General features: G+C 47.1%; 16 protein-coding genes and 1 tRNA gene. 15 read left to right on the plus strand and 2 right to left on the minus strand.

All coding sequences use genetic code 11. The features are described 5' to 3' along the window. Positions 1 to 3 precede the first annotated feature (3 nt). From secG to O3661_RS01140, 4 genes are all read left to right on the plus strand, one after another. Entirely contained in the window at positions 4 to 363 is a 360-nt protein-coding gene (gene secG, locus O3661_RS01125) for a preprotein translocase subunit SecG (protein ID WP_036492092.1), read from the plus strand. Positions 364 to 378: 15 nt separating this feature from the next. Then, positions 379 to 464: transfer RNA gene (locus O3661_RS01130), tRNA-Leu, on the plus strand. Between the two features lie 89 nt (positions 465 to 553). Then, positions 554 to 1,111: a UbiX family flavin prenyltransferase gene (locus tag O3661_RS01135; RefSeq protein ID WP_371492024.1), complete on the plus strand. Its 558-nt coding sequence runs from the start codon at positions 554 to 556 to the stop codon at positions 1,109 to 1,111. A 54-nt stretch (positions 1,112 to 1,165) separates the two neighbouring features. After that, the gene (locus O3661_RS01140) at positions 1,166 to 1,600 is read left to right on the plus strand and encodes a pyridoxamine 5'-phosphate oxidase family protein (protein ID WP_371492026.1); all 435 of its coding nucleotides are present in this window, start codon (positions 1,166 to 1,168) and stop codon (positions 1,598 to 1,600) included. A gap of 57 nt (positions 1,601 to 1,657) precedes the next feature. Here O3661_RS01140 and O3661_RS01145 read toward each other — a convergent pair whose 3' ends face one another. Both O3661_RS01145 and ppk2 read right to left on the minus strand, forming a co-directional pair. Further along, on the minus strand, positions 1,658 to 1,912 hold the full coding sequence (locus O3661_RS01145; protein ID WP_150536965.1) for a hypothetical protein: 255 nt from the start codon (positions 1,910 to 1,912) through the stop codon (positions 1,658 to 1,660). Between the two features lie 112 nt (positions 1,913 to 2,024). Next, the gene (gene ppk2 / locus O3661_RS01150) at positions 2,025 to 2,954 is read right to left on the minus strand and encodes a polyphosphate kinase 2 (RefSeq protein ID WP_004519010.1); all 930 of its coding nucleotides are present in this window, start codon (positions 2,952 to 2,954) and stop codon (positions 2,025 to 2,027) included. 166 nt (positions 2,955 to 3,120) lie between these two features. Here ppk2 and O3661_RS01155 point away from each other — a divergent pair, with 166 nt between their 5' ends. The 11 genes from O3661_RS01155 to O3661_RS01205 all read left to right on the plus strand — a co-directional run bounded on the left by O3661_RS01155 (position 3,121) and on the right by O3661_RS01205 (position 13,069). Beyond that, entirely contained in the window at positions 3,121 to 4,905 is a 1,785-nt protein-coding gene (locus O3661_RS01155) for a chorismate-binding protein (RefSeq protein ID WP_371492028.1), read from the plus strand. A 101-nt stretch (positions 4,906 to 5,006) separates the two neighbouring features. Continuing rightward, positions 5,007 to 5,867, plus strand: a complete 861-nt coding sequence (locus O3661_RS01160; RefSeq protein ID WP_049323106.1) for a ParB/RepB/Spo0J family partition protein — start codon at positions 5,007 to 5,009, stop codon at positions 5,865 to 5,867. A gap of 279 nt (positions 5,868 to 6,146) precedes the next feature. Further along, entirely contained in the window at positions 6,147 to 6,500 is a 354-nt protein-coding gene (locus O3661_RS01165; RefSeq protein ID WP_049331704.1) for an ATP synthase subunit I, read from the plus strand. Then, on the plus strand, positions 6,490 to 7,356 hold the full coding sequence (atpB, locus tag O3661_RS01170) for a F0F1 ATP synthase subunit A (protein ID WP_003748099.1): 867 nt from the start codon (positions 6,490 to 6,492) through the stop codon (positions 7,354 to 7,356). The genes O3661_RS01165 and atpB overlap by 11 nt, the downstream gene beginning before the upstream one ends. Positions 7,357 to 7,420: 64 nt before the next feature. Next, positions 7,421 to 7,657, plus strand: a complete 237-nt coding sequence (gene atpE / locus O3661_RS01175; RefSeq protein ID WP_004519005.1) for a F0F1 ATP synthase subunit C — start codon at positions 7,421 to 7,423, stop codon at positions 7,655 to 7,657. 73 nt (positions 7,658 to 7,730) lie between these two features. Then, positions 7,731 to 8,201: a F0F1 ATP synthase subunit B gene (locus O3661_RS01180; protein WP_003708446.1), complete on the plus strand. Its 471-nt coding sequence runs from the start codon at positions 7,731 to 7,733 to the stop codon at positions 8,199 to 8,201. Positions 8,202 to 8,205: 4 nt separating this feature from the next. Further along, positions 8,206 to 8,739 (plus strand): F0F1 ATP synthase subunit delta, encoded by a 534-nt coding sequence (locus tag O3661_RS01185; RefSeq protein WP_003683778.1) that lies wholly within the window; start codon positions 8,206 to 8,208, stop codon positions 8,737 to 8,739. Positions 8,740 to 8,749: 10 nt separating this feature from the next. Further along, positions 8,750 to 10,297 (plus strand): F0F1 ATP synthase subunit alpha, encoded by a 1,548-nt coding sequence (gene atpA / locus O3661_RS01190; protein ID WP_036492075.1) that lies wholly within the window; start codon positions 8,750 to 8,752, stop codon positions 10,295 to 10,297. A gap of 24 nt (positions 10,298 to 10,321) precedes the next feature. Beyond that, the gene (atpG, locus tag O3661_RS01195) at positions 10,322 to 11,197 is read left to right on the plus strand and encodes a F0F1 ATP synthase subunit gamma (RefSeq protein WP_371492030.1); all 876 of its coding nucleotides are present in this window, start codon (positions 10,322 to 10,324) and stop codon (positions 11,195 to 11,197) included. A 38-nt stretch (positions 11,198 to 11,235) separates the two neighbouring features. Continuing rightward, positions 11,236 to 12,633, plus strand: coding sequence for a F0F1 ATP synthase subunit beta (gene atpD / locus O3661_RS01200; protein ID WP_003683789.1), 1,398 nt, complete (start codon positions 11,236 to 11,238; stop codon positions 12,631 to 12,633). Positions 12,634 to 12,643: 10 nt separating this feature from the next. Continuing rightward, positions 12,644 to 13,069, plus strand: a complete 426-nt coding sequence (locus tag O3661_RS01205) for a F0F1 ATP synthase subunit epsilon (RefSeq protein ID WP_371492031.1) — start codon at positions 12,644 to 12,646, stop codon at positions 13,067 to 13,069. Positions 13,070 to 13,363 lie beyond the last annotated feature (294 nt).

Raw genomic sequence — 13,363 nt, forward strand, 5'->3', positions numbered from 1 at the left:
CATATGGAAGCCTTTAAAACCCTTATCTGGATTATTAATATTATTTCCGCTCTATTTGTAATCGTGTTAGTATTGCTGCAACACGGTAAAGGTGCGGATGCCGGCGCAACATTCGGTTCCGGCAGCGGTAGCGCGCAAGGCGTATTCGGTTCTGCCGGTAATGCCAACTTCCTCAGCCGCTCGACTGCCGTTGCTGCAACATTTTTCTTTGCGACCTGCATGGCAATGGTGTATATTCACACCCACTCCAATAAGCACGGTTTAGACTTCAGCGATGTGAAGCAGACCCAACAGGCTCCTAAGCCTGCAACGCCTGCACAAAACAATACAACTCCTGTTGCTCCGAATCCTCAGCAGCAGTAAGACAATTTGATTTATGCCGACATGGTGGAATTGGTAGACACGCTATCTTGAGGGGGTAGTGGCCGTAGGCTGTGCGAGTTCAAATCTCGCTGTCGGCACCACATTAGAAAATCTAACCGCTTTTAGCGGTTATTTTTTCGTCTTGAGAATCTGCCTTTCATTTATCTTTAGGCTGAGACAGGGAAATACAATGAAGCGTTTGGTTGTCGGCATCAGCGGTGCCAGCGGTTTTCAGTATGGCGTGAAAGCTTTGCAGCTTTTGCGTGAGTATCAGGTAGAAACGCATTTGGTGGTTTCGCAAGGGGCGGAAATGACCCGCACTTTGGAAACAGATTACACTAAAGAAGACGTTTATGCTTTGGCAGATGTCGTGCATTCTGTCCGTAATGTCGGGGCAAGTATTGCCAGCGGATCGTTTTTGACGGATGGAATGTTGATTGCGCCGTGTTCAATGAAAACCTTGGCTTCGGTTGCTCACGGGTTTGCCGATAATTTGCTCAGCCGTGCGGCGGATGTAACATTGAAAGAGCGGCGCAGGCTGGTGTTGATGGTGCGTGAAGCGCCGTTAAGCTTGGCGCACATTGAAAATATGCGCCGTGTGACAGAGATGGGCGGTATCGTGTTTCCTCCCGTTCCGGCTTTATATCAGAAGCCTGAATCCATCGAAGATATGATTACACACAGCGTCTCTCACGCTTTGGACTTGTTCGGTATTATTCAAAACGATGTGCTGCGCTGGCAGGGCTGATGTTTCAGACGGCCTGAAAATAAATTTAATACACTGAGAAAGAGGATAAAAATCATGCAAGCGATTCCTACCAATATCGTTAAATTTTTGAGCAATCATCATGTCGTCAGTATTGCCGCTGCGGCAGACGGCGAAGTTTGGGCGGCTTGTTGTTTTTATGTGTTTGATGAAGCCCATGCCCGTCTAATTGTGCTGACTTCTTTGAAAACAAAGCATGGTGGAATGATGAGCCGTTCTGCCAAAGTAGCCGGCACCATTGCCGGACAGCCTGACAGTATCACGAAAATCAGCGGTGTTCAGTTTGCGGCGACTGCCGCTTTGATTGAAGATGAAGCGGATTTGAAAGCGGCGCAGTCTTTATTTTACAAAGCGCATCCTGCCGCTAGGGTGATGAAAAGTGATGTTTGGACGTTGAATTTGGACAATGTGAAATTTACTGACAATAAATTGGTATTCGCACAAAAAACGTATTGGAATCGTGAGGATTAAGAAAAGGTCGTCTGAAAGATGAAATTTCAGACGGCCTTTAGCTGTATGATTTCGTATTTAATATTGTTGCCAAAGTTTTTCAAATTCTGATGGGGCGATGTACTCGCTGTATGACAAATCTAAATCGGTTAATTCCCCATGTAATAGGTTGTCGCGTTTGGAGATGTTTTCGGTATGCCCATCTGCATGTAAATAGATTCGGCGAGTGTTGATGCCGTTGATGTATTCGTCAAACTGCCATACGGGGACAGCATCTAATGTCTCTGTGTTGAAGAATTTGGTATAGATATTTGTTTTGTTGTTAGATGTCATTGCTTGGCCAAATCGTCTTATAACGGCTTCCCGTAAAGTAAGTGGATTTTTATTCTGAAAATATCAGAACAAAAATCCACTTATTAAGTCGATAACTACTTGATCTTAGATTTTAATCGTGTCCGAGCTCGACAGTTTTGTCTTTGTAACGTGTATCAGGAACCAAAACGATTTTCTCGTCCACTTTACCGATGGCTTTCACGTCTTTGCCCGGATAATCCAGCTGATGCAGGAAGTAGCGGATACAGTTCAAACGTGCACGTTTTTTGTCGTCGGAACGGATGATGACCCAAGGCGCGTCGCCGGTATGGGTGTGGAAGAACATGGCGTTTTTGGCTTCGGTGTAGTCGTCCCAGCGGTCGAGCGACTGGATGTCCACAGGGGACAGTTTCCAGTGTTTCAGTGGGTCGTCACGGCGGGAGATGAAGCGACGGAGTTGTTCTTCGCGGGATACGGAGAACCAGAATTTGAACAGGTGGATGCCGCTGGCAACAAGCATGCGTTCCAATTCAGGGGTTTGACGCATGAAGAGCAGGTATTCGTTAGGTTCGCAGAAGCCCATTACGCGTTCTACGCCGGCACGGTTGTACCATGAGCGGTCGAAGAAGACCATTTCGCCTGCAGTCGGCAGGTTTTGGATGTAGCGTTGGAAATACCATTGGCCGCGTTCGGTAGTGGTTGGTTTTTCCAAAGCAACCACGCGCGCGCCACGCGGATTCAGGTGTTCCATGAAGCGTTTGATGGTACCGCCTTTACCGGCTGCGTCGCGGCCTTCAAACAGGCTGACAATACGCTGACCGGAATCTTTAACCCAGCTTTGTACTTTCAACAATTCGATTTGCAGCTTCTGTTTTTCTTTTTCGTAAACAGAGCGGCGCATACGTTGTTTGTATGGGTAGTTGGCAGGAAGCGGTGCGCTGCTGGAATCTTCGTCAGTGCCGCGTCCTTCGTGTTCCAAAACAGCCTTTTCGAATACTTGCAGCTGGTCTTGTTTCTCGCCCAGTTCAACATTCTCGAACGGTTCTAATTGGTGGTCTGCCATAAAGTCTCCTTATCGATTAAGTTTTAAATGATATGGTGTGGTATGGTTTGATTCTACCCTTTTATACTTCGTTCGACTACATAAAATTACATTCGAGTGCTTTTTTTGAATTTGTCTGCTAACTTATGTAAAAGCAGCGTATAATCAGCCTATTTGTACAGCAATCATGCCTTATTTCGCCCTGTTCGACGATGCGTTAAGCGGTCGTGCAAAACTCTATCAAAATCATGTGGAAAGCTGCCTTTTTCATCATAACGAACTGGCGTCGTTGGATGATGTTTTGCAGGCAGGTTGGAAAAAAGGCCTGCATGCAGTGTTGTTTGCAGACTACGAATTCGGATTGCCACTAATGGATATTTCATCCGCGCGCAGTGGCAATTTGCGTTTGCACTGGTTTGCCGATTACGCAGAAATCGATGCCGAAAACTGGCTGGCCAATCATTCAGACGGCCTTGAGGCAGGTATTTCCACTCCCCGATTCTCCGTATCCGAAGCCGATTATCTCGAGCATATCAACCAAATCCACGAAGCCATCCGCCGCGGCGATACCTATCAAATCAATTACACCGCGCGTCTACACCTGCAAACTTACGGCAATCCGATCCAGCTTTACCGCCGCTTGCGCCAGCCTGTGCCGTATGCCGTTTTGTCTTGTCTGCCCGACGGGGCAGGGCAGGAAGCGTGGACTTTGTGTTTTTCTCCCGAACTTTTCCTCAAAATCGATTCAGACGGCCTGATCACAACCGAGCCGATGAAAGGCACTGCGCCGATTCTTCATGACGGACAAGATGAACGCCGCGCCGTTGAATTGCAAAACGACCCGAAAAACCGCGCCGAAAACGTGATGATTGTCGATTTGTTGCGCAACGACCTCGGCAAAATCGCGCAAACGGGCAAAGTACGCGTGCCTGAACCATTTAAAGTTTCCCGTTTCGGCAGTGTTTGGCAGATGACCAGTGCCATCGAGGCACAGGTACTGCCTGATGTTTCGGTTGCCGATATTCTTCATGCAGCCTTTCCGTGCGGCAGTATTACCGGCGCGCCAAAACGCATGAGTATGCAGATTATTGAGTCTCTTGAATCCGAACTGCGCGGTTTGTACACAGGTAGCATCGGCTTTTTGCATCCGTGCGATACGGGTTTGGGATTTGAAGGCGTATTTAATGTTGTGATTCGTACCTTATCTCTGAAACCGGTTTCAGACGGCCTTTATCAAGGTGTTTATGGTGTCGGTTCGGGGATTGTGATTGATAGCGATCCTGAAGCTGAATATCGCGAGTGCGGTTGGAAGGCGCGTTTTCTCAATGACTTGCGGCCTGATTTCGGTATTTTTGAAACCATGCGCGTGGAAGACAAACAATGTCGTTTGCTTGATTTGCACTTAGGCCGTCTGAATAGCTCGGCACAAGCACTCAACCTGCCTTGGCATCAAAATACGGCAGAGCAAATTCAACACTATATAGATGCGTTGCCAAGTAGGTTATTTAGAGTCAAAGCCGCCTTGTTTTCAGACGGCCTTGTATTGAGTCATGCGGCTGTTTCTGAATTAGATGGGCAGCAATACGTCATCTTGAGTGAGCACACATTAAGTCAACGCGATTATCTGCGCCGCTTCAAAACCACACGCCGTGAAATTTTTGACCAAGCATGGAAAACGGCAGAAGGGCAGGGCGCATTTGACAGCCTGTTTTTCAATTCAGACGGCCTTTTGTTAGAGGGTGGAAGAAGCAATGTGTTCGTCAAATATCAAGGACAATGGTTCACGCCGTCTTTGGATTTGGATATTTTGAACGGGGTAATGCGCCAAGCGGTATTGAAGCAGCCGCAGCTATATTTAGGTGTGGATACAATCAAGGAAACCCACATCACGCGCGCGATGTTGGAAAATGCGGAAGAAATCCGTTTGAGTAACGCTTTAAGGGGCATGTTTGCGGTTTCGCTCCGTAAATAAATGGCAATAGTCAAATCATAGTGATTCAAATTGTCGTAAAGCGGCAATATCCGATAGAATACGTCATTTCAACAATGAGGCCGTCTGAAAGGGAAAACAATATGGCAAAAGCAAAAGGTGGATTGGGGCGCGGTTTGGATTCGCTAATATCCAATGCGGTGGACAGCAGCAGTAGCGACCGCCTGACAACGGTTGCCATCGCCGATATTCAGCCCGGCCGTTATCAGGCGCGCGTGCAAATGGATGACGAAGCCTTGCAGGAACTGGCTGACTCCATTAAAGCGCAAGGCATTATCCAGCCGGTTATCGTACGCGAACGTGGTCTGTCTCAATATGAATTGATTGCCGGCGAACGTCGTTGGCGCGCTTCTCAGTTGGCCGGTTTGACCGAAATTCCCGTCGTCATTAAAACCATCAGCGACGAAACCGCGTTGGCCATGGGTTTGATTGAAAACCTGCAACGCGAAAACCTCAATCCGATTGAAGAAGCGCAAGGTTTGAAACGCCTCGCCGACGAATTCGGCCTGACTCATGAAACCATCGCAAAAGCCGTCGGTAAAAGCCGTAGTGCCATCTCCAACAGCCTGCGCCTGTTGAGTCTGCCTGAGCCGGTTCAGGAAATGCTTTATCAACGTCGTCTGGAAATGGGTCATGCCCGTGCGTTGTTGACCTTGCATGTGGTTGACCAATTGGAGTTGGCGCAGAAAGCCGTAAAAAACGGTTGGTCGGTGCGTGAGGTAGAACGTCGCAGCCAATTGGCGCATCAAAAAGCCAAGCCCGAAGCAGCCAAAACCATCAGCCCGGATATCCGCCGCATCAATGATGCATTGACCGAGCATTTGGGCGTTAATGCCGAAGTCAAAACCAGTAATCAGAAAAAAGGCAAAATCGTGCTGCATTTTGATACGCCGGAAACATTCGAATATTTGCTGAAGCAGTTAGGCATCAATCAAGCGTTCTAACGGCTTTATAAACAGAACGGGCCGTCTGAAAAAAACTTTTCAGACGGCCTCAATTTTGAAAAAGCGTAGAGCGTATAAATGTTTACAATACAAATCAAAATCTTCTGTAAAATCTATGTAACAACATGTAATTTGTGTTAAACTCCATTCCAGCAAAGATTTGTTTTATATGTGTTAATCATTTATTTATGAAAGGTTCACAAAGATTAACATATTGCTTGACGTTAACAAACTTCTTGATTATATTAGCCTGCCTTGCTTTTTGGGGTGCAAAGTACAATGAATCAGATAGTCCCATTGCAAGTAATTGTATTATTAATAATTTCGGTTGTTTGTGCGTTATTTTCCGGATTGCCCGGCTTCCTCTCTGCTTTGGCGGGAGGATTTTCGTACATTTTGCCTACCCTAGTTGCAGTTTTACTTTTAAAGTTTTCCCGACGAAATCCCGATCTGCAAAGTTCGATGTTTATCGGCGGAGAGGTTTTAAAAGTAGTGCTGTCGCTGGTATCTATGTTGGTCGTTTTTGCGATATGGCATCGATCACTGGTATTTTACCCATTTTTATTGGCGTTTCTTGGCGTCAGTCATTTGGTTTTTTTAGTATTGTTGAGAGTGAAACACTATGGCAGGTGAAACTATGACCGCTGCCGACTACATCAAGCACCACTTGCAAAGCTTGACCAGTATGTCGGATGTTACTCAGGGTCAAGGACTGAAAAACATTGCTGATTTTTCGTTCATTAACCTTGATGCAATCTTTTTTGCCGTTCTATTGGGCGTAATCGGCAGCTTCCTTTTGTGGCGCGGTGCCAAAAAAGCAACTGCTGGCGTACCCGGCCGTTTTCAAGCGGCTGTTGAAATTCTGTTCGAATTCGTGGATGACATGTGTAAAAGCATTATCCATAACGAACAATCTCGTAAAGCCGTTGCCCCGTTGGGTCTGACATTGTTTGTCTGGATTCTCTTGATGAACGCCATGGATATGCTGCCGGTTGATTTGCTGCCGATGGCATGGCAAGGCATTACCGGTAATCATCATGCCCTGTTGCGCGTCGTGCCGACAGCTGACTTGAATACGACTTTGGCTCTGGCGATTGGCGTATTGCTGATCTGTATTTACTACAATGTCAAAATCAAAGGCCTTGGCGGTTGGATTCACGAGTTGTTCTGCGCACCTTTCGGTCCGTGGCTTGCTCCGGCCAACTTCCTGCTGAACTTGGTAGAGTTTTTGTCCAAAACCGTATCCCACGGTATGCGGTTGTTTGGTAATATGTATGCCGGCGAGCTGGTGTTCCTGTTGATCGCTCTGTTGGGCGGTGCATGGGCGTCAACCGGCAGTGTCGAAACTTTGGATCCGATTTTATTTGTGTTCCACCTGATTGCCGGTTTGGCTTGGGCGATTTTCCACATTTTGGTCATCACCTTGCAGGCATTTATTTTCATGGCGTTGGCGTTCGTATATATCGGACAGGCGCATGATGCACACTAATCAAGTAGTTTTTTTGTAGTTTGTTTTTTGTAGTTTAACCTTTACTATTTTAAGGAGTTTAAAAATGGGTTTGATTGCTATCGCATGTGGTTTGATCGTTGCCTTGGGCGCATTGGGTGCCTCTATCGGTATCGCAATGGTTGGTTCTAAATACTTGGAATCTTCTGCTCGCCAACCTGAGCTGATCGGTCCTCTGCAAACTAAACTGTTCTTGATCGCTGGTCTGATCGACGCGGCTTTCTTGATCGGTGTGGCTATTGCCCTGTTGTTCGCCTTCGTTAACCCGTTTAGTGGTGCGTAATCAAGACGGAGCGATCCGTTCAGATACAGGCTTGCCGTCTGTTTGATTAACCCAGATACGAAGGTTAAGTAACGTGAATATTAATGCAACCTTATTTGCGCAAATCCTAGTTTTCTTTGGTTTGGTTTGGTTTACGATGAAATTCGTATGGCCTCCGATTGCCAAAGCATTGGATGAGCGTGCCGCAAAAATCGCTGAGGGCTTGGCTGCCGCCGAGCGCGGTAAGAGCGATTTTGAGCAGGCAGAGAAAAAAGTTGCAGAACTTATGGCCGAAGGGCGTAATCAGGTAACCGAAATGGTTGCCAACGCCGAAAAACGTGCTGCAAAAATTGTAGAAGAAGCCAAAGAGCAAGCTTCTCATGAAGCAGCACGCATTGCAGCCCAAGCAAAAGCTGATGTAGAGCAAGAAGTTAACCGTGCACGCGAAGTGTTGCGCGAACAGGTCGCTTCATTGGCTGTTAAAGGTGCGGAATCTATCCTGCGTAAAGAAGTCGATGCTTCCAAACATGCAGATCTGCTCAGTGCCTTAAAACAGGAGCTGTAATCTTATGGCAGAGTTCGCAACGATTGCCAGACCTTATGCGAAAGCATTGTTTAGTCTGGCTCAGGAAAAAAACCAAATCGAGTCTTGGTTGGGCGAACTGAAAGAACTCGCAGCGGTTGTTCAAGATGAGAAAGTCATTGCTTTCATCGAGCAGCCGGAAACGGGAGCTTCCGAAAAAGCAGAAACGCTCAAAGGTCTTGTCGGTATCAAAAATGTCGAATTGGCAAATTTTATTACCGTTTTGGCCGAGCAAAAGCGTTTGCTGGTATTGCCGGAAATTTATGCCCAATATCAAGATTTGACCTTGATACACAACAATACGAAATCGGCAGTAATTTACAGCGCGTATGAGCTCAGTTCTCAGCAGCTGGCCGATGTTACCGATATCCTGACAAAACGCTTCAACAGCAAATTGGATGTGGTAACTAAAGTTGCCCCTGAATTAATCGGCGGCATCAAAGTAGAAGTGGGTGATCAGGTCTTGGATTTGTCCGTACAAGGCAAACTGAATGCTTTGTATGCGACTATGACAAATTAGGAGAGTTTTCATGCAGCTTAATCCTGCTGAAATTAGCGATTTGATTAAAGCCAAAATCGAAAATCTGTCCGTCAATGCAGAAGTGCGTACCCGTGGTACCGTTGTTTCTGTTACAGACGGCATTGTGCGCATTCATGGCTTGTCAGACGCGATGCAAGGTGAGATGCTCGAATTCCCCGGTAACACTTTCGGTCTGGCCATGAACTTGGAGCGTGACTCCGTCGGTGCCGTAGTGTTGGGTGAGTACGAACACATTAAAGAAGGCGATACAGTTACCTGTACCGGTCGTATTTTGGAAGTGCCGATCGGTCGCGAACTGGTTGGCCGTGTGGTTGATGCATTGGGTCGTCCTATCGATGGTAAAGGTCCAATCAACACAACATTGACTGCTCCAATCGAGAAAATTGCACCGGGTGTGATTGCGCGTAAATCGGTTGACCAACCAATGCAAACCGGCCTGAAAGCCATTGACTCTATGGTTCCGGTTGGTCGTGGTCAACGTGAGTTGATCATTGGTGACCGTCAAACCGGTAAAACTGCCGTGGCACTGGATGCCATCGTTAACCAAAAAGGTACAGGCGTTATCTGTATTTATGTGGCTATCGGTCAAAAAGCATCTTCTATTGCCAACGTAGTACGCAAATTGGAAGAGCATGGCGCGATGGAGCATACCATCGTGGTTGCTGCAACTGCTTCTGAAGCCGCTGCGCTGCAATACATCGCTCCTTACTCCGGTTGTACCATGGGTGAATTCTTCCGTGACCGTGGTGAAGATGCACTGATCGTATACGATGACTTGTCTAAACAAGCCGTTGCATACCGTCAAATTTCCCTGCTGTTGCGCCGTCCTCCTGGCCGTGAAGCATATCCTGGCGACGTATTCTATCTGCACTCCCGTCTGTTGGAACGTGCAGCCCGCGTCAGCGAAAACGAAGTTGAAAAACTGACTAATGGCGAAGTAAAAGGCAAAACCGGTTCTCTGACTGCGTTGCCAATTATTGAAACCCAAGCCGGTGACGTATCAGCATTCGTACCAACCAACGTAATCTCGATTACAGACGGCCAAATCTTCTTGGAAACCGACTTGTTCAACGCCGGTATCCGTCCTGCAATCAATGCCGGTATTTCCGTATCGCGCGTAGGTGGTGCAGCACAAACCAAAGTCATCAAAAAACTGGGTGGCGGTATCCGTTTGGCGTTGGCACAGTACCGTGAATTGGCGGCGTTCTCGCAATTTGCTTCCGATTTGGACGAAGCAACACGAAAACAGCTGCAACACGGTGAAGTGGTTACTGAATTGATGAAACAAAAACAATTCAGCACATTGAACACTGCCGAAATGGCATTGACTTTGTGGGCGATCAACAACGGTTCTTACGCAGATGTTCCGGTATCCAAAGCCTTGGCTTTCGAAGCAGAATTCTTGAGTTTCGTACGTACGCAACATCCTGAGGTTCTGGATGCGATTAATGCATCAGGCGCAATGTCTGACGAAAGCGAAAAAGCATTGACCGAAGCCATGAAATCTTTCAAATCTTCTTACGCTTACCAAGCATAAGTATTGAGATGAAAGGAGTCTGAAATGGCAGTCGGAAAAGAGATTCTCACCAAAATCCGTAGTGTTCAAAATACCCAAAAGATCACTAAAGCGATGCAAATGGTGTCGACCTCTAAAATGCGGAAGACTCAAGACCGGATGCGCTTAGCGCGTCCGTACGCCGAAAAAGTGCGTACAGTGATGAGCCATCTTGCACAGACTAATGCCGATCATGGTATCAAATTGTTGGAGCCGCACCGCGAAGTGCGTCGTGCCGGTTTTATTTTGATTACCTCGGATAAAGGTTTGTGCGGTGGCTTGAACGCAAACGTACTGAAAAAGTTTTTGGCGCAAGTTCAAGAGTATCAGGAACAAGGCATCGAAGTCGAAGTCGTGTGCCTGGGTAGTAAAGGTTTGGCTGCATGCCAAAGTATCGGTTTGAATGTTATTGCCAGCGCAACCAATTTGGGTGATACCCCAAGAATGGAATTGCTGCTCGGCCCTCTGACCGAAATCTTCCAACGTTATGAGAAGCATGAATTAGACCGTATCCATATGGTTTACTCACGTTTTGTCAATACAATGCGCCAAGAGCCGCGTATGGAAGTTTTGCTGCCTATCGGTGAAAACGTTATTGACGACGGAACAGGTCATTCTTCATTTACTTGGGAATACCTCTACGAGCCGAGTCCTATCGCCGTATTGGAATATTTGGTTCGCCGCTATTTAGAGTCTGTGGTTTATCAGGCATTGAGCGACAACATGGCATCTGAACAAGCCGCGCGTATGGTAGCGATGAAAGCCGCAACCGACAACGCAGGCAATGCCATCAAAGAATTGCGTTTGGTGTACAACAAATCGCGTCAAGCCGCGATTACCACAGAATTGTCAGAAATTGTAGCAGGTGCAGCGGCAGTTTAATGCCGTCTGAAGCCTGAACAGGAAATTAGGATACGATAATGAGCCAAGGCAAAATCGTACAAGTTATTGGTGCGGTGGTTGACGTGGAATTTCCACGCGACGCTATCCCGCATGTTTACGATGCCCTGAAATTGGACGAGAACGGTCTGACTCTGGAAGTTCAACAACTTCTGGGTGACGGTGTTGTCCGTACTATTGCAATGGGTAGTTCAGACGGCCTGAAACGCGGTATGTCTGTAAGCAATACTGGTGCGCCAATCACTGTGCCGGTAGGTAAAGGTACATTGGGTCGTATTGTCGACGTATTGGGTACACCTGTTGATGAAGCAGGTCCGATCGATACCGACAAGAGCCGTGCCATTCACCAAACTGCTCCAAAATTCGACGAGTTGTCTTCAACTACCGAATTGCTGGAAACCGGTATTAAAGTGATCGACTTGCTGTGTCCGTTTGCTAAAGGCGGTAAAGTAGGTCTGTTCGGTGGTGCCGGTGTGGGCAAAACCGTGAACATGATGGAATTGATCAACAACATCGCCAAAGCGCACAGCGGTCTGTCCGTGTTCGCAGGTGTGGGTGAACGTACCCGTGAAGGTAACGACTTCTACCACGAGATGAAAGATTCCAACGTATTGGATAAAGTAGCCATGGTGTATGGCCAAATGAACGAACCTCCAGGCAACCGTCTGCGCGTTGCTTTGACCGGTTTGACCATGGCCGAATACTTCCGTGACGAAAAAGACGAAAACGGTAAAGGTCGCGACGTATTGTTCTTCGTTGACAACATCTACCGTTACACTCTGGCCGGTACCGAAGTATCTGCACTGTTGGGCCGTATGCCTTCTGCAGTGGGTTACCAACCGACATTGGCTGAAGAAATGGGTCGTTTGCAAGAGCGTATTACCTCTACCCAAACCGGTTCCATTACTTCCATCCAAGCCGTATATGTACCTGCGGATGACTTGACTGACCCGTCTCCAGCAACAACTTTCGCCCACTTGGACGCCACTGTCGTATTGAGCCGTGATATTGCATCTTTGGGTATTTACCCGGCAGTTGACCCGCTTGATTCTACTTCACGCCAATTGGATCCGATGGTATTGGGTCAAGAGCACTACGACGTAGCGCGCGGTGTACAGTCTACTCTGCAAAAATACAAAGAATTGCGCGACATTATCGCCATTCTGGGTATGGACGAATTGTCTGACGAAGACAAACTGACTGTGATGCGTGCCCGTAAAATCCAACGCTTCCTGTCTCAACCGTTCCACGTTGCCGAAGTATTTACCGGTTCTCCAGGCAAATACGTTTCATTGCGTGACACCATCGCCGGCTTTAAAGCTATCTTGAACGGCGAATACGACCATCTGCCTGAACAAGCGTTCTACATGGTAGGCGGCATTGAAGAAGCGGCTGAGAAAGCGAAAACCTTAAACTAAGGAGGCCGGCATGAGCACCATGCAAGTTGAAGTGGTTAGTAGCGAGCAAAACATCTATTCGGGCGAGGCCAGCTTTGTGGTAGTTCCGACCGTTCAAGGTGAGCTTGGTATTTATCCACGACACGAGCCGATTATGAGTTTGGTACGCCCCGGCGCATTGCGTTTGACTGTTCCGGGTGAAGCTGAAGAAGTGCTGGTTGCCGTTTCCGGTGGCGTTTTAGAAGTACAGCCTGATAAGATCACAGTATTGGCAGACGTTGCCATCCGCAGTACAGAAATGGATCAGGCGCGTGCTGAAGCAGCTAAAAAAGCAGCCGAGGCAGGTGTTTCTGCAGCCAAAGATGATAAATCTCTGGCCGAAGCGCACAAAGCATTGGCAGCAGCCATTGCCCAGCTGAAAACTTTGGACTACCTTCGTTCGCAAAAAAACAAGTAATGTGGGTTCATCAAGAAAAAGCACAACGAAATGTTGTGCTTTTTTATTTGCCTGAAGATAAGCGGTTTGATATTAAAATACCGATAGACGAGTAGATGGCAAGCTTGAAATCGAAACGGTAGAACCGGCTTTTATGACTAAATTGTTGGTGGATCATTATTGAAGCAGTTAGCCTTGTGATTCACATTTAAAATAGCCCCCAATCTTTTAACCTCAAAAACAGATTGGATAATTTCTAATTTATTGCAACCGCAATAGTATTGAATTTATCAGTATTGAAAATATTAGAATTTG

This window comes from Neisseria sp. 20925_1_37 (assembly GCF_041433255.1).
Lineage (GTDB): Bacteria > Pseudomonadota > Gammaproteobacteria > Burkholderiales > Neisseriaceae > Neisseria > Neisseria flavescens_D.